Raw genomic sequence first — 20145 nt, 5'->3', positions numbered from 1 at the left:
CCGTGCGCTTCCGACTCACCGATGAGCAGCGGGCGTTGCGGGCCGGGGTACGGCAGCTGCTGGAGCGCCGGTTCGGCACGGACGCACTGCGGGCGGCCGTGGCCCGGCCCGGGCACCTGGACCGGGACCTGTGGCGGGAGCTGGGCGCGGCGGGCCTGTTCGCGCTGCGGGTGCCGGAGGCCGAGGGCGGGGTCGGCCTCGGCCTGCCCGAGGCGGTGCTGGTCTTCGAGGAGACCGGTCGCGCACTGCTGCCGGGGCCGGTGCTTGCCACCCACCTCGCCGCCGGCACCGTACCCGGGGCGGCCGCCGGGGAGACGGTGGTGGCCCGCGTGGACGGCTCCCTGGTGGAGTGGCTGGACGCGGCGGACACCGTGAGCGGGGACGCCTCAGGGGCCGTACCGCTGCGCTCGGTGGACCCGCTGACGCCCCTGCACCGTGTTCCCGGCGGTCCCGGCGGTCCCGGTGCCGCCGCACCGGATCCGGATGCCGTGCTCCTCACCGCCGCCGAGCAGCTCGGCACGGCCGCGCGCGCGTGCGAGCTGGCCGTGCAACACGCCCGGGCGCGAAAGCAGTTCGGGCAGCCCATCGGAGCCTTCCAAGCCGTCAAACACCTGTGCGCCGAGCTGCTGGTGCGCGCCGAGACGGCCCGCGCCGCGGTCTACGCGGCCGCCGTGACCGCCGACCCCGGCGACATCGCCGCCGCCCGCCTGCTCGCCGACGAGGCCGCCGTGCGGGGCGCCCGCGACTGCCTCCAGGTGCACGGCGGCATGGGCTTCACCTGGGAGGCCGAGGTCCATCTGCATCTCAAACGCGCCTGGGTGCGAGCCGGGCGCGGAGGCGGGGGCACGGAGAGTGAGGAAGTGCTTGCCGCCGACCTGGTGGCCTGACCGTCCGGCAACGCGCTGGACTGGGCCGCCGGGAAAGCTCTGGCCCAGGATGTCGCGGATCGTGGCGCACCGGAATTACGGAGCGTCGATATCGGGTTGTGTCCATCACGCGACTCGTCACGGCCCGGAGTCGGGCGCCTGCTCCGGTACCTTGTGTGAGATGCGAGTGGCTGCGAGCACGAGCCGTGCCGGCGATGCCCCTGGGGTGTCCCCGGATCGCGCGCTGCGCCCCGCTGCTCGCGGGGCGGTAAGGGCTTGTGTCCCCGCTTGTTCGAGTCCCCGGCGGGCGCGTCGCACAGTATGCCGCAGGCGTACTCCTTCGCGCTGGAATATGCCCGAAGCGCTTGTTGGGGTGACTGTACGTCAACCATGCTGTCTCGTAAGGGAATCACGTTCCGTGACCCTTGCTCTGGCCGTTGTTCTGGCCATGCAGAAAATGGCTACGATCGTGGCCCTCGTCGTGATGCTCGTCGCGGCTTCCGCCGTGGCGTTCGCACGGCGTGGGGTCATGTGTCCGCCGGTTCGGATGGTGTGAGCGGTGCAGGTGCTTCAAGTGCAGCTGGAGATCCGGCCCGACCCCGCGGAGGTGGGCCGGGCCAGAAGGTGGGCCCGCTCGCGGCTTGCCGGGCTCGGAATAGGGGCCGACGAGCCGTTGGCCGAGACGCTGATCCTGCTCGTCTCCGAGCTGGTGACCAACGCCGTGGTGCACACCGGCCGTCCGGCCGTGCTGCGACTCTCCCTGCCGGGCGCGGCGGAGGAAGCGGTGGAGGAGCCGGTGGAGGAGACGGTGGAGGTGGCCGCTTCGGCCACCGTGCGGCTCGAGGTGGCCGACAACAGCTCCCGCGCGCCCGTCCCGCGCTGTGCCGGCGGTGACGCCACCGGCGGCCGTGGCCTGGCGCTCGTCGACTGTCTCGCCGACCGCTGGGGCTGGAGCCCCGAGGGCTCGGGCAAGAGCATCTGGTGCGAGCTGGACCGGTGCTCGCAGCCCCGGGAGGGCGCAGCGGTGGCGTACGGGGGCGGACGGGCCGCGTACGAGGACCTCGCCTTCGAAGCGGTGTAGGCCCCGGCGCGGTGTGCGCCGGGGGTGCCTCCGTGCGCGGCCACTGTGAATCGGGCGTACGTAACAAACCGCCGTACCGGTGTTGACGGCTTGTGACCGTTTGAACACGCTTGTGGGCAACGATTCGCCGCGAGGGGACGGCGAGGGCTCGGGTGACGGCGGCCCTCGTCGAGCGTGGGTCGCACCGGATGGCGGCGCGAAGTCGATTGCGGGGGGCGCGCCGTCAACCGGGCCCCGTGGTCCGCCGGCCCGGCGTCACAGAACGGCTATCGGTGCCACCGGCGTCCCTGTCGCGCCGACGAACGGCTCCGGCATCGCCGACAGCAGGAACGCGTACCGGCTCTCTTCTCCACAGGCTGTGGACAACTCTTCGAGATTCCAGTTCTGGCCCTGGAGCATCCCCATCTCCACCAGGTCCAGCGCGTGCACCGGCAGCCACAGGTTCTCGATTTCGGGCGGAAATATCTCAAAGGTGAGCGTATCGTTCGCGACCGCGGCCACGTCGCGGGCGTGGAACCACTCCGGGCAGTGCACCGAGAGGCCGGGTGACGGATAGCCGTACCCGTGCTTGTCCCCGGCCAGATACACCTGCACCTGCCCGGTCCGCACCAGAACCACGTCCCCGGCCCGCACCCGCACCCCGCCGAACTCCTCGGCCGCCTCCAGGTCCTGCGGGGTGACCGCGTGCCCGCCCGCCAGCCGGTCCGCCCCCCGCGCGCGTGCCACGTCCAGCAGCACCCCGCGCGAGACGATGTGCCGCGCCTTGTCGATGCCGCTGAACTCCGCCCCGCCGTGCGCGGTGACCGTGTGGGCCGGACGGCCGTTGTAGAGCCTCCCGGAGTGCGAGACATGGGTCAGCGCGTCCCAGTGGGTGCCCGCCTGCAGTCCCATGGTCACCGCGTCGTCGCTGCACGCCACCGTGCCGGGACCGAACAGCTCCTGGTTGATCTGCACCATCGCGTGCAGCGGATTGACCCGCCCGGGGATCATTCCGGTCTGCACCCCGTCCTGCCGCAGCGGCAGTGCGAGCGGAACCCGCCGCCCCGAGCGGACGCAGGCCACCGCCTCCCGCACCACCTCGTCGGTGATCAGGTTCAGGGTGCCGATCTCGTCGTCCGGCCCCCAGCGCCCCCAGTTGTTCACGCGCTCGGCGATCTCGTGGAACGCAGGGTGAAGAGTCGGCTGTGACATCCGGTGCCTCCCCGGGGCTTGTGTCCGCGCATCCGACGGGCCATAGAATCTAACGGTCCGTCAGAAACCGCGAGAAGGGGCCGGACGTGGGGAACTTCTTGGCAGGCAAGGTGGTCGCCGTGACGGGCGCCGGACGGGGCATCGGGCGCGCGGTCGCGCTCGCCGCGGCGGCCGAGGGGGCGAAGGTCGTCGTCAACGACTACGGGGTGTCCACCGACGGCACCTCACCGACCAGCGAGGTCGCCGAGGCCGTCGTCAAGGAGATCGGGGCGGCGGGCGGCGACGCCGTGGCGGTCGCCGACGACATCTCCACCATGGCCGGCGGACAGCGGGTCGTGGACACCGCCCTGTCCTCCTACGGGCGCCTCGACGGGGTCGTCTGCGTGGCCGGGATCCTGCGTGAACGCATGCTGTTCAACATGTCCGAGGAGGAGTGGGACCCGGTGGTCGCCACCCACCTCAAGGGCACCTTCACCGTCTTCCGCGCCGCCTCGGCCGTCATGCGGAAGCAGAAGTCCGGCACCCTCGTCGGCTTCACCAGCGGCAACCACCAGGGCTCCGTCTCCCAGCCCAACTACAGCGCGGCCAAGGGCGGCATCATCTCGCTCGTCCGCAGCGCGGCACTCGGGCTGCACAAGTACGGGGTGACGGCCAACGCGGTGGCTCCCGTGGCCCGTACGCGGATGTCGGCGGGCGTTCCCATGGAGCTGAAGGAGATCGGGGAACCGGAGGACGTGGCCGCGCTGGTGGTCTACCTGCTGTCCGACCCCGCCAAGCAGCAGGGGGTCACCGGGCAGGTGTACACGATCGCCGGGCCGAAGATCGCGGTGTGGGCCCAGCCTCGCGAGCTCCGTGCGGCGTATGCCTCCGGCGGGTGGACGCCGGAGTCGATCGCGGCGTTTCTGCCCGGGTCGGTGGGGGTGGATCCGATGCCGATGCTGGAGCAGGTGGCCGGGATGGAGAAGGCCGCGCGCGAGGGTTCCCGGCCGAACTCCTGAGAGCTCGGGGAATGCGCCGTACGGCGGCCGTGGGCACCCGCGGCCGGTCGCGCAGTTCCCCGCGCCCCCGGGTTCCTTGATGTGACCGGTGCTGTGAGGAGACCCCGTGGACTTTGAATTCACCGCCGAGGACGAGGATTTCCGTGCCGAGGCCCGTGCTTGGCTGGCCGCCCATGCCAATGTCGCCGTGGACAGGCGGAGTTGGGAACGCACTCTCGGCGCGGCCGGCTGGATCGGGATCGGCTGGCCGGAGTCCGGGTACGGCAACCGGACCGCCGGTCTCACCCAGCAGGTCGCCTGGGCCGAGGAGTACGCACGGTCGGCCGCGCCGCCGCGCTCCGGGCACATCGGTGAGAACCTTCTGGCCCCCACCCTCATCGCCCACGGCACCGAGGAGCAGAAGAGCCGCTTCCTGCCGCCGATCGCCCGCGGGGAGGAACTGTGGTGCCAGGGCTACAGCGAACCGGGAGCCGGCTCCGACCTGGCCGGCATACGCACATCCGCGGTGCGCGAGGGTTCGTACTACCGGATCGCCGGCCAGAAGATCTGGACCTCCCTCGCCCATGAGGCCGACTGGTGCTTCGTACTGGCCCGCACCGACCCCGGATCCCGCCGCCACCACGGGCTCGGCTTCCTGCTCGTGCCCATGGACCAGCCGGGTCGCATCGAGGTGCGGCCCATCCGGCAGATGACCGGCACGAGCGATTTCAACGAGGTCTTCTTCGACGGGGCACGCGCGCGCGTGGAGCACGTCGTCGGGGGAGAGGGACAGGGCTGGCGGGTGGCGATGAGCCTGCTGGGGTTCGAGCGCGGGGTGTCGACGCTGGCCCAGCAGATCGGATTCGCACAGGAGCTGTCGCGGGTCGTGCGCACGGCTGCCCGCACCGGTGCCGTCGACGACCCGGTCCTGCGCGCCCGGCTCGTGCGGCAGTGGGCCGAGCTGCGGACCATGCGGTGGAACGCCCTGCGGACCCTGGGCGGCTCCGGCGACGCGGGCGCGCCCAGTGTGGCCAAGCTGCTGTGGGCGAACTGGCACCAGCGGCTGGGGGAGCTGGCCGTCCGGGTCCGGGGCGCGGAGGCCGCCGCAGGGCCGGCGGACTGGTCGCCGGACGCCGCGTACGAACTCGACCCCGACCAGCACCTGTTCCTCTTCTCCCGGGCCGACACCATCTACGGCGGCTCGGATCAGGTCCAGCGCACGATCATCGCCGAGCGGGTGCTCGGTCTGCCGAAAGAGCCGAAGGGGGTCGTGTGATGCGTGGTGTGGTGTTCGACGGCAAGCAGGTCCAGGTGGTGGACGACCTGGCGGTAAGGGAACCGGGGCCGGGCGAGGTGCTGGTGGCCGTCTCTGCGGCCGGCCTGTGCCACAGCGACCTGTCGGTGGTGGACGGCACCATCCCGTTCCCCGTCCCGGTGGTGCTCGGCCACGAGGGCGCCGGTGTGGTGGAGGCGGTCGGCGCGGGTGTCACCCACGTCGCCCCCGGTGACCACGTGGCCCTCTCGACGCTGGCCAACTGCGGCACGTGCCCGGAGTGCGACAGGGGCCGTCCGACGATGTGCCGTCAGGCGATCGGACGCCCGGGCACCCCCTTCACGCGGGGGGACCGGACGGCCTACCAGTTCGCCTCCAACTCGGCCTTCGCGGAACGCACGGTCGTCAAGGCCGTTCAGGCGGTGCGGATCCCGAAGGACATCCCGCTGCCGTCGGCCGCGCTGATCGGCTGCGGGGTGCTGACCGGGGTCGGCGCGGTCCTCAACCGGGCCAAGGTGGACCGCGGGGACAGCGTGGTCGTCATCGGCACGGGCGGTATCGGCCTGAACGTCCTGCAGGGCGCGCGGCTCGCCGGATCGCTCAGGATCGTGGCCGTGGACGCCAACCCGGCGAAGGAGGCGGCGGCCCGGCAGTTCGGCGCGACCGACTTCCTGACCTCGGCGGAGGGTGTCCGGGACATCCTGCCGACGGGCGCCGACCACGTCTTCGAGTGCGTCGGCCGCGTGGAGCTGATCCGCCAGGCGATCGACCTCCTCGACCGTCACGGCCAGGCCGTGCTGCTCGGCATGCCCCGGGCCGGTGCCGAGGCGTCCTTCGTCGTCTCCTCCATGTTCCTGGACAAGGCCGTCCTCGGCTGCCGCTACGGCTCCTCCCGCCCCCAGCGGGACATCCCCCTCTACGCCGAGCTGTACCGCCAGGGCCGGCTGCTCCTGGACGAGTTGGTGACGGCGACCTACCCGGTGGAGGACTTCGAGAAGGCGCGGGCCGATGCGGAGGCGGGTCGGGTGGCGCGGGGCGTGCTCACCTTCTGAGTCCGGACCGGGAGCGGCCGGAGCCCGATGCCCATGGGCCCAGGACGGACCGGCGCGCGCTCACCCGCGACTGCCCACCTCGCCGTACTGTTCGCCGGTCCCGTCGACCCCGGTGCGGAAGGTGCGCCGGTAGGCCGTCGGTGTCACCCCGAGGGCCTGTTGCAGGTGCTGGCGCATCGACTGGGCCGTGCCGAAGCCCGCGTCCCGGGCCACCTGGTCGACCGAGAGGCCGGTGGACTCCAGGAGGTGGCGGGCGCGTTCGACGCGTTGCTGGGTGAGCCACTGGCCGGGGCTGATGCCGACCTCCTCGCGGAAGCGGCGGGTGAAGGTGCGTACCGACATGGCCTCCTGCTCGGCCATGTCCCGCAGTTGGATCGGTTCGTGCAGGCGGCCGAGGGCCCAGGCGCGGGCCGCGGTGGTCGTGGCGAGCTGGAGGTCGGGGACGGGGCGGAGGATGTACTGGGCCTGGCCGCCGTCGCGGTGGGGCGGGACGACCGTGCGGCGGGCCACCTCGTTGGCGACGGCCGTGCCGTGGTCGCGGCGCACCATGTGCAGACACAGGTCGATCCCGGCGGCCACCCCGGCCGAGGTCAGCACGTCCCCGTCGTCGACGAACAGCACGTCCGCGTCCATCCTGACCCGCGGGAACATCCGCTGGAAGCGGTCGGCGTCCGACCAGTGCGTGGTAGCCGGGCGGCCGTCCAGGCGGCCCGCGGCGGCCAGGACGTAGACGCCGGTGCAGATGGAGGCGAGGCGGGTGCCGGGGCGGATGCGGGCGATGGCGGCGGCCAGCTCGTCGGTCAGCCTGCCCTCCTCGTAGACCGGGCCGAGCTCGTACGACGCCGGGACGATCACCGTGTCGGCCGTCTCCAGGGCCTCCGGGCCGTGCGCGACGTGCACCGCGAAGTCGGCGTCCGTCTCGACCGGGCCGGGTGGGCGGACCGAGCAGGTCACGACCTCGTACAGCAGCCTGCCCTCGGCGTCGCGCGGGCGGCCGAAGATCCGGTGCGGGATGCCCAGCTCGAAGGGGAGCAGGCCGTCCAGCGCGAGGACGACGATCCGGTGCGGGCGGAAATCCTGGCCGGCAGTCATGGCCCGATCCTAGCGAACACTGTCCTCCGGGCCACTCGATGCGCGGGTCAGGAAACAGGACTCTTGATGACGTGACTCAGACAAGTGAAGCCGCAGCCCCGGTCCAGGCCCCGCCCGCCCGGCGCCGCCGCGTGCACCGAGCCTGGTTCGTCGCCGCCGTCACCTTCGTCACGATCATCGGCGCGGCCGCCTTCCGCTCGCTCCCCGGCCTGCTCATCGACCCGCTGCATCAGGAGTTCGGCTGGTCACGCGGCACGATCGGCGCCGCCGTCTCCATCAACCTCGCGCTCTACGGGCTCACCGCGCCCTTCGCCGCCGCGCTGATGGACCGTTTCGGCATCCGCCGGGTGGTCGCCGTCGCGCTGACGGTGATAGCCGTCGGCTCCGGCCTGACCGTGTGGATGACGGCGGCCTGGCAACTGCTGCTGTGCTGGGGACTGCTGGTCGGCCTCGGCTCGGGCTCGATGGCCCTCGCCTTCGCCGCCACGGTCACGGGCCGCTGGTTCACCGAGCGGCGCGGGCTGGTCAGCGGCATCCTCACCGCCGCCTCCGCCTCCGGCCAGCTGATCTTCCTGCCGGTGCTGTCCTGGATGGTCGAGGCCCACGACTGGCGTCCGGCCGCCGTGACGGTCGCCCTCGCCGCGCTCGCCGTCGTCCCGTTCGTGTGGCTCCTGCTGCGCGACCACCCGGCCGACGTGGGTCTGAAGCCGTACGGCGCGAAGGAGTTCGTACCGAAGCCGGCGCCGGTCACCGGGGCCGCCCGCCGCACGCTGTCGGTTCTCGCCTCGGCCGTGCGCACCGGCCCGTTCTGGCTGCTCGCCGGCACCTTCGCGATCTGCGGGGCCTCCACCAACGGGCTGATCCAGACCCACTTCGTGCCCGCCGCCCACGACCACGGCATGCCCGTCACGGCGGCGGCCTCGCTGCTCGCGGTCATCGGCGTGTTCGACGTCGTCGGCACGATCGCCTCCGGCTGGTTCACCGACCGCTTCGAACCGCGCCGCCTGCTCGCCGTCTACTACGCCCTGCGCGGCGTCTCGCTCCTCTTCCTGCCCATGCTGCTGGGGCCGTCCGTCCACCCGCCGATGCTCTTCTTCATCGTCTTCTACGGCCTCGACTGGGTCGCCACCGTCCCGCCCACGCTGGCCCTGTGCCGGGCGCACTACGGCGAGGACAGCGCCATCGTCTTCGGCTGGGTGCTCGCCTCCCACCAGGTCGGCGCGGCCCTCGTCGCCTTCCTGGGCGGTGTCGCCCGCGACGTCTTCGGCTCCTACAACATCGTCTGGTACACCTCCGGCACCCTGTGCGCGGCGGCGGCCCTGATGGCCCTGGTGATCAGGCGGAGCCCGGCTCCCGTGCCCGTACTGCCCTGACCCGGGTTCAGCTCCCCTGGAGCCGGGCGAACCGCCCCCGGTGGAAGATCAGCGGATCACCCGGCTCGACGACCCCGAGGGCGTCCACCCGTCCCACCACGATGAGGTGATCGCCCCCGGTGTGCACGGCGTGGACGGTGCAGTCGATCCAGGCGGCCGCACCGGTGAGGCGCGGGGACCCGGAGACCGGCGCGCTGTCGTACGTCACCCCCGCGAACTTGTCCGCGCCGCTCACCGCGAAGGAGCGGCACAGCTCGCCCTGTCCGGCGCCGAGCACGTTGACGCAGAAGACGCCCGCACGGGCGATGCGCGGCCAGGTGGTGGACGTACGGCCCACCAGGAAGCACACCAGGGGCGGGTCGAGGGAGAGGGAGGAGAAGGACTGGCAGGCGAAGCCGGCGGGGGAGCCCTCGTCCGCGGTGGCCGGGGCCGTGATCACGGTCACCCCGGTCGCGAAGTTCCCGAGCACGCTCCGGAACACCGCCTGGTCCACCGGCGCCCGCTCGTCCTCCCCGACGCACCGCAGGTCCGGGCGCGGCAGCGCCTCCACGGGCCCCGGCACCGGGGCCGACCTGAGGTATCGGACGGCGGCGGCCGCCGCCCCTGCGTGTCCCATCACGCTTCCATTGAAGCTGACGGCTCATCAGATAGGAAGCCCCGGGGCAGCTCCGGGGCAGCTCCGGGGCAACCCCGGCCGGGCGTCCGCAGGCGCGGTCAGGTGGCCGCCGCGACCGCCGGCACCGGCCGCACCCGGTCGCGGTCGACCCGGGTGCGGACCGCGACCGCCGGGACCGCGATGCCGGGCAGCAGCAGCCGCCACATCCGCAGGACCCGGTCCATCAGGTCCTCCCGGCCGCTGACTGCGGCGGAGTACAGCTGCATGCCCGTACAGGACTCCACGATGTACTCCGCGAGCTCCCGCGGATCCACGCCCGCCTGCAGCTCGCCCCGGTCGGCGGCCTCGCGGAGGTACTCCTCCATGATCTGCGCCCACTGCTGGTACGGCCCGGAGGCGTCCTCCATGCCGAAGGTGGTCTGCTCGGTGGTCAGACGCACGCCCGCGCGGAGCATGAGGTCCACCTGAAGCTGGTACGCCCAGACGAGCGTCACATCGACGACCCGCTGCAGTCCGTGGGAGTCGGCCATCGGAACGATGGTCTCGGGCTGGGCGTGCATCACCGCGTGAGCCAGCCCCTCCTTGGACTTGAAGTGGAAGTACAGCGCGCCGGCCGTGGTGCCGGCGCGCTCCAGGATGCGGTTGATGCTCGCACCCGAGTAGCCCAGCTCGTCGAAGACGGCCGCCGCCGCACGAAGGATCGCCTCGCGGGTCTGCACGGCACGCTGCTGCTTCGGCTGCCGCATGACGCCTCCAAAAAAATTAGAACGTTCGCTAGGTAACAGGTATCGGGATGGTGGCCCCGCGTCAAGTGTGGGCGGATTCCGGCACCTGCTCATGTCAACTTATCTGCGCGAATCCGGCATTCTCCCTGCTGTCTTTGGCGGTGCCTGGCCGAACCTTTGCCATCCGTTGATGGAAAGAAAAAGAACACTCTTTATGTTTGAGGACGGCGGCTCACGAGCCGCTCACACATGCTTCTAGGGGGAATCGCATGTCCAGCACTGCCCAGACTGCCCGTACGGTCGGGATCGTTCCGACTCGTCAGGCTCTCCAGGCCGTTCAGTCCTACGTGCACAAGAGCGCGGCGTCCGAGGTCCTGGTGACGGGCTGGCGTCCTGAGGGGGAAGACGCCTACGTCGTCACCGCGCGGTGGCCGCAGGACCACCGCTTCTACCGCCCCGTCCAGGGCTGCTACGACCCGCTGCTCGCCGCCGAATCGATACGCCAGGCGGTGCTGCTGCTCGGGCACGCGGCCTACGGCGTCCCGCTCGGCAACCCGCAGTCGTGGAGCCAGTTCCGCTACTCGATCGAGCCGCTTGCGTCCACCGGTTCCGCGGCGGCCGAGGTCGAGCTGCATGTCACCTGCTCCGGCCTGGTCCGGCGCGCCGGCCGGCTCGCCGCCATGACCGTCCGCGTCGACATCCTGCGCGAGGGCGTGCGGGTCGGCGCGGGCGAGGTCGACTACGTCGGCCACACGCCCGCCGTCTACCGCCGGGTGCGGGGCAGCTATGCCGACCCCGAGGCCGCCATGGCCCGGGTCGTGCCGCTGGCGCCGCCGATGCCGCCGGCCCGGGTCGCCCGCGACCGCTTCGAGGACGTCGTGCTCTCGCCCACCGACGCGCCGGGCCGCACGCAGCTGCGCCTCGACCTCAACCACCCGACCCTGTTCGACCACCGCGTCGACCATGTGCCCGGGATGCTCCTGCTGGAGGCCGCGCGGCAGGCCGCGCACACCATGTCCTACCCGCAGCCCGTGCTTCCGGCCGCCATGGACGCCGCCTTCTACCGGTACATCGAGTTCGACGAGCCGTGCTGGGTGCACGCCCACCCGCTTCCGGACGACGGGCGGGGCCGCAGCCGGATCCTGGTGTTCGCGCTGCAGCACCAGACCTGTGCCTTCTCCAGCATCACCACGCTGGTGCCGGTGCCCGAGCGGTAGGCGACCGGCTCCGCCAGCGCTTCTTCCCGGCCGACCTCGGCTCGTCGGCCGACCACCACTTCATTCCGGCGCGCGACCGTGGCGGGGGCCCGGTCCCGGCGCGCCTTCAGGAGGGGAACACCATGGGGGATCAGTTCGCGCGGCTCAGGCTCGCCGCGCTCAACATCGACGGTGTCCTGCTCAACGACACCTTCAGTCCGGTCATCCACCACTTCGTCGTCAGCCGGGGCGCCAGCTACACCGCCGACACCGAGCGGGCGATCTTCTCCCAGCCGCGGGCGGTCGCCGCTCGCCGGCTGGCCGAGGCGGTGGGCGGTTCGCTCACCGCCGACCAGGTCCTCACGGCCTACTTCGCCGAGCGGGACGACTACCTCGCGCAGCACCCGGTCGCCGTCGACGAGGGTGTGCCGGCGCTGCTGCACCGGCTGCGGGCGCTCGGCCTCGGCCTGGTCTGTTACGGCGGACTGCCCGAGCACCACTTCGAGACCCATCTCGGCGCCTGGGCCGACCTGTTCGACGGACCCGGCTATGTCTGCACCGATGCGTTCCGGCCGGGGCTGCACGAGATCACGACGGAGATCTTCGGCCTCAAGCACGACCAGGCCGTGTTCGTCGACGACGTGGCCCGGGTCGGGGAGGAGGCCCGGATGCTCGGGATGCCGTTCATCGGCCGCCCGAGCCGCTATGAGCACGGGTTCCAGCGGGAGTCGATGCGGCAGGCGGGAGTGCGGCACATCGTCGACGGGCTCGACGCGATCGACGGCGACCTGTTGCGCACGGTGGACGCCGAGGCGGCCGCCGGCAGAGTGTGGGAGGCCTGAGGTGCTGCACGGCAAGGTCGCCATGATCACGGGCGCCTCCAGCGGGATCGGGGCCGCCGCGGCGCGCCTGTTCGCCGCGGAGGGCGCGGCCGTCGTCCTCATGGCCCGAAGGGCCGACCGGCTCGCGAATCTGGTGGCCGAGGTGTCCGCCGCCGGAGGTCGGGCACTCGCCGTGGCCGGGGACGTGACCCGGCCCGCGGACGTGGCCCGCGCCGTGGACGCGGCGGTCACCACCTTCGGCCGGCTGGACGCGGCCTTCAACAACGCCGGATACGGCACCGCGGGCGTCCCGCTGCACGAGGTCGGCGACGAGGTGTACGAGCGGACCATGGACGTCAACGTGCGTGGCGTGTGGAACTGTCTCAGCCGGCAGATCCCGGTGATGCTGGAGAGCGGCTCGGGCGGTGCGGTGGTCAACACCTCCAGCGTGGCCGGTACGGCGGCGACCGGTGCCTCGGCCGCCTACGTGGCGGCCAAGCACGCGGTGATCGGTCTGACGAAGGCAGCGGCCGCCGACTACGGGCAGCGCGGCATCCGGGTCAACGCCCTGGTCGTGGGCGCCACCCGGACCGAGATGCTGGAGCAGGCGATCGCTGCCGTGCCGGGTCTGGAACAGGCCTTTCTGGCCGAGTCGGTGCAGAAGCGGATGGCCGAACCGGTGGAGGTGGCGCGGGCCGCCGCCTGGCTGTGCAGCGACCAGTCCTCGTTCGTCACCGGGGCCGCGCTGTCCGTCGACGGGGGTGCCACGGCCGTGTAGCGCACACAGAGGGTGCGCGGGACGCAGGTGCAGAGGAGGGGCGGTCCATGGGAGGACCGCCCCTCGTGGTGTGTGCGAGGTGTGTGCGAGCAGGAATCGAGGACAGAAAGAAAGAGAACGATCGCTTTGATTTACCTGCTCGGCTTGGCTACAGTTCGGGGCGACCCTCGTGCACCTTGGGAGAGTGAGATGACGCAGGCCAGGGCGGCGCGTACGCGCGAGTCGCTCATCCTGGCGGCCGCCGCCGAGATCGACCGCAACGGCTACCGGGGTGCCACCGTCACCGGCATCTGCGCTGCGGCCGGGCTCTCGCTCGGTGCGCTGACCTTCCACTTCGGCAGCAAGTTGCAACTGGCCCTGGCGGTGAGCGAGTCGGGCGCCGAGGCGGCGCGACAGCGCGCCGCGTGCGCGGCCGTGGACCGCGGGACCGCCCTGTCGGCCGTGACCTCCCTGGCCAGAGGTCTTGCCGAGCTTCTGGAGAGCGATGTCGTGGTGCGCTCGGCCGCCCGGCTGGAGCGGGAGCGGCCTGCCCCCGTCGGTGCCTGGAGCCATTCCTGGACGCCGGTGCTGCGCTGTCTGCTGGAGCGGGCCGAGGGGGGCGGCGAACTGCGCCCCGGCGCGGCACCGCAGTTGGTGACGACCCTGGTGGAGTACCTGCTCACCGGCGTCGAGGCGCACGGCGGCCGGGCGGGATGCGGTGGAGGTGTGGTGAGCCGGCTGGAGCGTATCTGGCCGCTGGTGGAGCGGGGAGTGGCGGCCGAACGGGCCTCGGCGGGCTCTGAGTAGGGCCTGACTGCGGCCTGGCCAGGGCCTGGCCGGGACCGGACTGCGGCCGGACTGCGGCCGGACTGGGCCCGGCCATGGCCTGGCTGAGGCTGAGTGGCCCGAACTGCCCGTCCCCTCTTCGGTTTTCGCCTCCGGACGCCCCTGTGCTCCGCCGTCCCACTCCGCTTCTTTCCCTGATCCTTACCTTCGCGGGCCCGAATCCGGGTGGAAAACATAACGAACGTTCTCTATTCTTTGGTTGTCAGGTCGCCGGGCCCGTCAATGCTCGGCAACGGGGGGGACGCCTGTGTGTCCCACGCAGGAAGGCAGGACCGTAGTGATGTACATGGAAGGTGGCCTCGACACGGCGGCACGCACTCTGGCCCGCGAGGTACACGACCGCATCGGCACCGGGCTCGCGGTGGCCCTGCGGCGCCTGGACCTCCTCGAAGCCACCGCGACCTCGCTGGCCCCGGCCGACCGTGCCCATCTGGACCAGGCCCGCAGCGCCCTCGTGGACACCCTCGGCGTCGCCCGCGAGGTCACCACGGCGCTGCGCCGCGGCCACGAGGCCGCGCCGCAGCCCGCGCGGTCCCTGCGGCAGGCGCTGGACGGGTTCCTGGTGTCGATGGCACCGCTCGGACCCCGGGTGCGGATCACGGTGGACGGCGACGACGGCGGGCTCGATCCGCGCCTCGCCGACGAGGTGTTCGTCGTGATCCGTGAGGCCCTGCGCAACGTGCTCGCACACGCCCGAGCCCGCCACGTCGACACCCACGTGGTCGTCGGCGACCGGGACGTGCACGCTTCCGTCACCGACGACGGCACCGGCTTCGCCCCCGAGGCGGCCCGCCGCGCGGGCGCCGCCAACGGCCTGCACGGCATGGAGGAACGGGCCCGCGCCCTCGGCGGCGTCACCACCGTCACCTCCGCCCCCGGCCGGGGCACCCGCATCACCTTCTGGATCCCCGTGCAGGACAACCGGACGGAGCAGCGATGACCGGCCGCATCACCCGCATCCTGGTCGCCGACGACCACACCCTGCTGCGGGACGCACTGTGTGAACTGCTCGCCACCGAACCCGACTTCGAGGTCGTCGCCCGGGTCGGCGACGCCGAGGCCGCGATCCGCCAGGCGGCCGAGCTCCGTCCCGACGTGGCTCTGCTGGACGTCCAGATGCCGCACAACGAGGACCCCGCGGCCACCGTCCGCCGGCTGCTCGCGCGTCGGCCGGAGCTGCGCGTCATCATCGTCAGCATGGACGACCACCCGGTTCTCGTACGGCAGTTGCTGGCCCTCGGGGTCCGCGGCTACCTGCACAAGAGCGTCAGCCGGGAGACCCTGGTGGCGGCGATTCGCGAACGGTCCGACGCCGGGCGCCGCACGGTCACCGTCTCGATGCCGTCCGGCGGCCCCCACCTGCCGGGCAGCGCGCCCACGCCGGGCGAGCGCCTGTCCGAACGGGAGGCGGAGGTCCTCACCCTGGCCGCCGCGGCGCTCAGCAACCGCCAGATCGGCGCCCGCCTCGGCATCACCGAGGGCACCGTCAAACGCCACATGCGCAAGATCTTCGACAAGCTCGGCGCGGTCTCCCGCCTCGACGCCGTGAACAAGGCGGTCGACCGCGGCCAGATACGCCCGCCACGGCCAAGGCGGCGAACGGCCGCCTGAGCGGTCCGCCCGCCGCCGTGGCCGGCCGCTACAGCGCCACGTAGCCGCCGTCCACCGGAAGTGCCGTGCCGGTGACGTACGAGCCGGCGTCCGAGGCGAGGAACAGCAGGGCGCCGTTCAGTTCGTCCAGGCGGCCCGGGCGGCGCATCGGGGTGCGGCGTTCCACCCAGGAGCGGCCCTTCTCGGAGGAGAGCATCGGCTCCGTCATCTCCGACCAGAACCATCCGGGGCACAGGGCGTTCACCCGCACCCCGCGTGCGCCCCACTCGGCGGCCAGCTCGCGGGTCAGGTTCACCACCCCGCCCTTGCTCGCGGTGTACGCGGCCTGGGGCAGGGTGCCGCTGGCCACCAGGCCGTAGATGGAGGCGATGTTGACGATGGAGCCCCGGCCGCGTTCCAGCATGCCCGTGCCGACGGCCGTGCTGAGGGCGAACACCGCCGTCAGATTGACCGCCAGGATGTTCTGGAAGGTCTCCACCGACTGCCGTTCCGCCGGAACCGTCTCCGACAGGCCGGCGTTGTTGACCAGGATGTCGGCGGGGCCGAGCCGCTCGGTGACCGTGCGGACGAGACGCTCCCGGTCCTCGGCCAGGGTCACGTCGCACGGAACGGCGAGCGAGCCGGGCAGCTGGTCGGCGAGCTCCTTCAGCGGGGCCTCGCGGCGGGCGGCCAGCGCCACCCGCGCGCCGGCCGCGGTCAGCACCCGGGCGATGTGCGCACCTATGCCGCTGGAGGCGCCGGTGACGATCGCGACTTGGCCGTCGACCCGGAACAGGTCCGTGGGATCGGTGTCGTCGAAGGTGTGGTCGTTCATCGGGACTCCACTTCCACGATCGCGGCCGACCAGGTGAACCCGGCACCGGCACTGAGCAGGACGAGCAGATCACCGGGGCGGGTGTCGTCCCGGTCGAGCAGATCGGCGAGGTTGGCGACGGCGTCCCCGGCGCCCAGATGGCCGGTGTCCGTGCCGAACCGGACGACCGGTGCCGCGCACACCTCGCGGAACGCCGGTTCGTAGGCGTCCGTCATGACGTGCCGGGCCAGCCGCGGGAGCCCGGCCGCCCGGAGCCGCGGGTCGTGCGCCGAGACACCCGCATCGGCCAGGGCCCGGGCGAGCACACCGGTGACCGCGTCCCGGGCGACCGGGCCGAACGGCAGGTCCGGGCGGGCGGTGAGGAACTCCTTCTTGGCCGCCTTCGGCAGCAGCGTCTTGACCCCGCTGAGCGGGGCCGGCGCGAACGGAGCGTCGCCCCGGTGCATGCCCTCCAGGGCGGACACGGCCACCGTCGCCGTCGACAGCAGGCGCACCGCACGACCGTGCGGCTGCCGGGTGACCAGCACCGAGGTCGCGCCGTCGCCGTAGCAGACGCCGTAGTCGCCGCCCCAGCGGTCGAAGCCGGGGGCCGGGAAGCAGTCGGCGGTGGTGACCAGCACCGGTCCGGCCGCCGGGTCGGCCAGCAGGTCGCGTGCCGCCTGCCCCACGGCGGCCATGGCGCCGTTGCACATCTGCTGCACCCCGGCCGGCTCCGCGGCACGGGCGCCGATCCGGTCGGCTATGTAGTGCGCCGGCGACCAGAACTCGTGGCCCTGGTGGTACGTCCACGCGTGCAGCAGCCGGCCGACCCGGGCCGGGTCGACCCCGGCGGCCGCCAGGGTGCGGGCGGCGGACAGCTCGGCCAGTTCCACCGGCGCACGATCGCTGACCCGGAGCGCGGTGTAGCCGTACTTGCCCGCGGTGGCCGCGTCGAGGAGCGCACCGGAGACCGCTTCCGTCACCGGCTGGGCGTGCTCTCCCAGGACCCGGTCCGGGGCACAGAGGTAGACGGGCGGGTCAACGCGCATCGCCGGCTCCGGCCGTCAGGGTGCTGTCCAGCCGCACCCGCATCCGCGCGACCTCCTCGCCCCGCTGCACGAACGCCACATCCGTGGACCGGCCCGGTCCGTCTGCGGCCCGACGGGTCACCACGGTGATGTCGGAGTCCAGTTCGGCGAAGCGCAGATACTCGGCTCCCATGTACGCCGGCCAGGAGGATCCGGGCGAGACGCCCTCGCGCTCGGCGGCCAGCAGCAGCGACGCCTGCCGCGCGGCCTCCATCATCACCGGGCCCGGCACATGGTCCTGGGCGTGGTCGAACATGCTCGGGTGGTCCACCGGCACCCGCAGCCGGCACACCAGCGCCTCCCCGTCCGACCGGGCGTCCTCCAGGACGACGTTCTCCGCCCGCTCACGGCCCACCAGCCACGGCGGCGGCGCCACCCCGTCGGGACGGCCGGGCAGCGTGTCGGAGTACGGCGGCGGGCCGGCGCGATGGCTCATCCGCAGCTTCTCGTACACGTCGTCGGGCCGCTGCGCGGTGTCCACGGTGATCACGCCGACCTCCCGCCCGCCGGCCAGCACCCGCACCCGGTGCACCACCCGTGAGACGGCGCCCTGGTAGTTCTTCGCCAGGTCCACCGAACCCTCAAGGGCCAGGTCCAGCGCGCCGCGCACGCGCAGCGGCCGGACGTCGGTGATGTCCATGGTGGCGGTGGCGGTGATGGACTTGGTGTCCGATCCTGCGTCGTGCTGCAGATGCATCGCGCACAGCAGCATCTGCCGCACGGCCTCGAAGACCGCGAGCGGGTCGTGCGCGGCGGGGCGCCCGGTGTGGTCGCCGTAGTAGAAGTGGCGCGGCGGGAGCTGGGCGGCGGCCCGGAAGGTGTGCTCGTCGACCGACTGGAAGTCGGTCAGGAACACCTCCGCGAGCGCCGAGCGATGCACCAGGTGGCGGGCCAGGGTGCGCTGGGTGGTCAGCGTGCCGGTCGGGCCGGCGGTGGAGCGGGGGAGCGGCAGGACGGTCATGTCGGTTCTTCCTTCGGTCGTTCCGGGGTGTGCGCGGGCGGTCAGCGGGGTGCGGCGGCGTGGGCGGGGCTGGCCGCGTCCAGCAGTCCCTGGACCTGGCGGGCGGCCTGCTCCGCGTCGTGGAACAGCACGGCCTGCCAGCCCGCCGCGATCGCACCGGCGACGTTCTTCTCCAGGTCGTCCACGAGCACGCACCGGTCCGGCTCCAGACCGGCCCGTTCGGCGGCGATGCGGAAGATCTCCGGCTCGGGCTTGCGGGAACCCACGGCGTGGGAGCAGACGACGGAGTCGAAGTGGGAGTCGTCGGCCATGAACCGCCGGTGCCGTTCCCAGGACGGCGGCAGGTTGGACAGCAGGCCCACGAACGCGCCCTGCGACCGGAACTCCTCCAGGTGCTTCATCCACAGGGTGTTGGCCGGACGGCCGGCGAACCAGCGGTCGCCGAAGTTCTCCAGGTCGGCGACGACGCCGAAGGTGCCGCCGAGCACGTCCTCCAGCTCGCTCGACCAGGTGGCCTCGTCGATCAGCGGGATGTCGATGGCGCCCATCGGGTCGGTGCCGTACTTCTCGCCGACGATGCGCATCGCCTCCTTCAGCGCCCACATCGGGACGCCGGTCCGGTCGGCGAACTCGTTGAAGGTGACGCTGACCGGCGGGGTGAGCACGCCGCCGAAGTCGGTCCAGATCGCGAGCGGTGCAGGGGTGGTCATGGTGGGTCCTTCGCGTGAGGTCGGATGGGGTGCGGATCAGCGGCGGGATCAGAGGCGGTAGAGGAGCCCGCCGTAGTACCAGCCGGAGCCGACCGCGGTGGACAGCACCAGGTCGCCGCTCTTGAGCAGGCCCTTCTCGGAGAACTCCGAGAGGGCGATCGGGATCGAGGCGCAGCCGGTGTTGCCGCGCTCGGGGAAGTTGGTGAGGAAACGGGCCGGGTCCAGGTCGAGGCCGTCGCGGACACCGGCGTGGATGGCGTTGTTGCCCGGGTGCGGCACCAGCCAGTCGATGTCGGAGGTCTTCAGGCCGTTGCGGGTCAGCACGTTGTCGGCGACGCGCAGGCTGGAGGAGACCGCGAGGTCGATCAGCTCGGGCTTGGGGCGCAGCCAGCCCTCCGGGGCGCGGGCCGCGACCGTGTCGGCCTCGGCGGCGTCGCAGTCGAGGACCGAGTCCAGCAGCCCGCTCGGGTCGTCCGGGTCGCCCTTCTCCAGTACGACCGCGCCGGCCGCGTCACCGAACACCAGCTGGCCACGGGTGCCGGGGCGGGCGCGGCGGGTGAACCGGTCGGCGGCCACCACGACCGCGCGCCGCCAGCCCGGGTGCGCGGTGAGCAGTGAGGCCGCGGTCTGCACGCCGTGCACGAAGCCGGTGCAGGCGCCGCAGACGTCGAAGGCGAGGGCGCCGTGTGCGCCGAGGGCGGCCGCGACGCCGGGGGCGATCTCCGGGATCCACTGGCGGTCCGTCCAGTTGGCCAGCACCACCAGGTCGAGGTCGCCGGCCTCCCGGCCGGCCTTCTCCAGCGCGGAGTTGACGGCCTCGACCGCCATGAACTCGATCGTCTCGTCCTCGTCGGCGACGTGCAGGCTCCGCACGCCGAGTTCGGCGGCGGCCTCGGGCGGGTACGTCCGCCCGTCCAGGGTGACCTCGCCCTCGTGGCTGCGCCGCAGCCGGGGGAAGTAGTGGCCGAGGCCGGTGAACTGCAGACCGCTGCCGGTCCAGGTACGGCCTTCGGTGCGTGCGTGCATGGTGGAAGCTCCTCGGGTGGTGGAATGCGTGCTGGGGCGGGGGTGGGACGGCGCGGGAACGGGCAGGCGCGTGCGGTGTGCGGGTGCCGC

At 72.5% G+C, this 20145-nt stretch carries 21 protein-coding genes; 12 read left to right on the top strand and 9 right to left on the bottom strand.

Features of this window, described 5'->3' with window-relative positions:
• The first annotated feature begins 2 nt into the window (after window positions 1–2).
• Window positions 3–887, top strand: coding sequence for an acyl-CoA dehydrogenase family protein (locus ACIRU3_RS15820; RefSeq protein ID WP_404056482.1), 885 nt, complete (start codon window positions 3–5; stop codon window positions 885–887).
• A 553-nt stretch (window positions 888–1440) separates the two neighbouring features.
• Window positions 1441–1947, top strand: a complete 507-nt coding sequence (locus tag ACIRU3_RS15815) for an ATP-binding protein (RefSeq protein ID WP_404056915.1) — start codon at window positions 1441–1443, stop codon at window positions 1945–1947.
• Window positions 1948–2202: 255 nt separating this feature from the next.
• On the opposite strand, the gene ACIRU3_RS15810 is transcribed toward ACIRU3_RS15815, so the two are convergent.
• Window positions 2203–3138, bottom strand: coding sequence for a cyclase family protein (locus tag ACIRU3_RS15810; protein WP_404056480.1), 936 nt, complete (start codon window positions 3136–3138; stop codon window positions 2203–2205).
• 86 nt (window positions 3139–3224) lie between these two features.
• On the opposite strand from ACIRU3_RS15810, the gene ACIRU3_RS15805 reads away from it, so the two are divergent.
• The 3 genes from ACIRU3_RS15805 (at window position 3225) to ACIRU3_RS15795 (ending at window position 6440) form a co-directional block, all read left to right on the top strand.
• Window positions 3225–4136 carry an SDR family NAD(P)-dependent oxidoreductase gene (locus ACIRU3_RS15805; RefSeq protein ID WP_404056478.1) on the top strand — a complete coding sequence of 304 codons (912 nt, stop codon included), beginning with the start codon at window positions 3225–3227 and terminating at the stop codon, window positions 4134–4136.
• Between the two features lie 106 nt (window positions 4137–4242).
• Window positions 4243–5391: an acyl-CoA dehydrogenase family protein gene (locus tag ACIRU3_RS15800; RefSeq protein WP_404056476.1), complete on the top strand. Its 1149-nt coding sequence runs from the start codon at window positions 4243–4245 to the stop codon at window positions 5389–5391.
• Complete coding sequence (locus ACIRU3_RS15795) at window positions 5391–6440, top strand: Zn-dependent alcohol dehydrogenase (protein WP_404056474.1); 1050 nt, start codon at window positions 5391–5393, stop codon at window positions 6438–6440. The genes ACIRU3_RS15800 and ACIRU3_RS15795 overlap by 1 nt, the downstream gene beginning before the upstream one ends.
• Before the next feature lie 60 nt (window positions 6441–6500).
• On the opposite strand, the gene ACIRU3_RS15790 is transcribed toward ACIRU3_RS15795, so the two are convergent.
• Window positions 6501–7532, bottom strand: coding sequence for a GlxA family transcriptional regulator (locus tag ACIRU3_RS15790; protein ID WP_404056472.1), 1032 nt, complete (start codon window positions 7530–7532; stop codon window positions 6501–6503).
• A 71-nt stretch (window positions 7533–7603) separates the two neighbouring features.
• Here ACIRU3_RS15790 and ACIRU3_RS15785 point away from each other — a divergent pair, with 71 nt between their 5' ends.
• The gene (locus ACIRU3_RS15785; RefSeq protein ID WP_404056470.1) at window positions 7604–8905 is read left to right on the top strand and encodes an MFS transporter; all 1302 of its coding nucleotides are present in this window, start codon (window positions 7604–7606) and stop codon (window positions 8903–8905) included.
• 7 nt (window positions 8906–8912) lie between these two features.
• Here ACIRU3_RS15785 and ACIRU3_RS15780 read toward each other — a convergent pair whose 3' ends face one another.
• A complete protein-coding gene (locus ACIRU3_RS15780; protein WP_404056468.1) occupies window positions 8913–9521 on the bottom strand; it encodes a flavin reductase family protein in 609 nt (202 codons plus the stop codon).
• Window positions 9522–9619: 98 nt separating this feature from the next.
• Window positions 9620–10267 (bottom strand): ScbR family autoregulator-binding transcription factor, encoded by a 648-nt coding sequence (locus ACIRU3_RS15775; RefSeq protein WP_404056466.1) that lies wholly within the window; start codon window positions 10265–10267, stop codon window positions 9620–9622.
• A gap of 248 nt (window positions 10268–10515) precedes the next feature.
• Here ACIRU3_RS15775 and ACIRU3_RS15770 point away from each other — a divergent pair, with 248 nt between their 5' ends.
• The 6 genes from ACIRU3_RS15770 (at window position 10516) to ACIRU3_RS15745 (ending at window position 15477) form a co-directional block, all read left to right on the top strand.
• The gene (locus tag ACIRU3_RS15770) at window positions 10516–11463 is read left to right on the top strand and encodes a ScbA/BarX family gamma-butyrolactone biosynthesis protein (RefSeq protein ID WP_404056464.1); all 948 of its coding nucleotides are present in this window, start codon (window positions 10516–10518) and stop codon (window positions 11461–11463) included.
• A gap of 122 nt (window positions 11464–11585) precedes the next feature.
• Complete coding sequence (locus tag ACIRU3_RS15765) at window positions 11586–12284, top strand: HAD family phosphatase (protein WP_404056462.1); 699 nt, start codon at window positions 11586–11588, stop codon at window positions 12282–12284.
• 1 nt (window position 12285) lies between these two features.
• Entirely contained in the window at window positions 12286–13041 is a 756-nt protein-coding gene (locus ACIRU3_RS15760) for an SDR family NAD(P)-dependent oxidoreductase (protein ID WP_404056460.1), read from the top strand.
• 189 nt (window positions 13042–13230) lie between these two features.
• On the top strand, window positions 13231–13827 hold the full coding sequence (locus tag ACIRU3_RS15755) for a TetR family transcriptional regulator (RefSeq protein WP_404056458.1): 597 nt from the start codon (window positions 13231–13233) through the stop codon (window positions 13825–13827).
• A gap of 319 nt (window positions 13828–14146) precedes the next feature.
• Window positions 14147–14806, top strand: a complete 660-nt coding sequence (locus ACIRU3_RS15750; RefSeq protein ID WP_404056456.1) for a sensor histidine kinase — start codon at window positions 14147–14149, stop codon at window positions 14804–14806.
• The gene (locus ACIRU3_RS15745; protein ID WP_404056454.1) at window positions 14803–15477 is read left to right on the top strand and encodes a response regulator; all 675 of its coding nucleotides are present in this window, start codon (window positions 14803–14805) and stop codon (window positions 15475–15477) included. The genes ACIRU3_RS15750 and ACIRU3_RS15745 overlap by 4 nt, the downstream gene beginning before the upstream one ends.
• A gap of 28 nt (window positions 15478–15505) precedes the next feature.
• Here ACIRU3_RS15745 and ACIRU3_RS15740 read toward each other — a convergent pair whose 3' ends face one another.
• From ACIRU3_RS15740 to ACIRU3_RS15720, 5 genes are read right to left on the bottom strand one after another with little or no spacing between them, the layout of a single operon-like run.
• Window positions 15506–16291 carry an SDR family NAD(P)-dependent oxidoreductase gene (locus ACIRU3_RS15740; protein WP_404056452.1) on the bottom strand — a complete coding sequence of 262 codons (786 nt, stop codon included), beginning with the start codon at window positions 16289–16291 and terminating at the stop codon, window positions 15506–15508.
• The gene (locus tag ACIRU3_RS15735) at window positions 16288–17319 is read right to left on the bottom strand and encodes a ketoacyl-ACP synthase III family protein (protein ID WP_404056450.1); all 1032 of its coding nucleotides are present in this window, start codon (window positions 17317–17319) and stop codon (window positions 16288–16290) included. Before ACIRU3_RS15735 ends, ACIRU3_RS15740 begins: the two co-directional genes overlap by 4 nt.
• Window positions 17309–18319: an AfsA-related hotdog domain-containing protein gene (locus tag ACIRU3_RS15730; RefSeq protein ID WP_404056448.1), complete on the bottom strand. Its 1011-nt coding sequence runs from the start codon at window positions 18317–18319 to the stop codon at window positions 17309–17311. Before ACIRU3_RS15730 ends, ACIRU3_RS15735 begins: the two co-directional genes overlap by 11 nt.
• A gap of 41 nt (window positions 18320–18360) precedes the next feature.
• Window positions 18361–19029 (bottom strand): HAD-IA family hydrolase, encoded by a 669-nt coding sequence (locus ACIRU3_RS15725; RefSeq protein ID WP_404056446.1) that lies wholly within the window; start codon window positions 19027–19029, stop codon window positions 18361–18363.
• Window positions 19030–19077: 48 nt separating this feature from the next.
• Window positions 19078–20055, bottom strand: coding sequence for a ketoacyl-ACP synthase III (locus ACIRU3_RS15720; protein ID WP_404056444.1), 978 nt, complete (start codon window positions 20053–20055; stop codon window positions 19078–19080).
• Window positions 20056–20145: the final 90 nt, after the last annotated feature.

Source organism: Streptomyces sp. NPDC101151 (assembly GCF_044768335.1).
GTDB lineage: Bacteria > Actinomycetota > Actinomycetes > Streptomycetales > Streptomycetaceae > Streptomyces.
The sequence above is the reverse complement of the archived record's forward strand: the minus strand, read 5'-3'. Positions and strand labels throughout refer to the sequence as shown.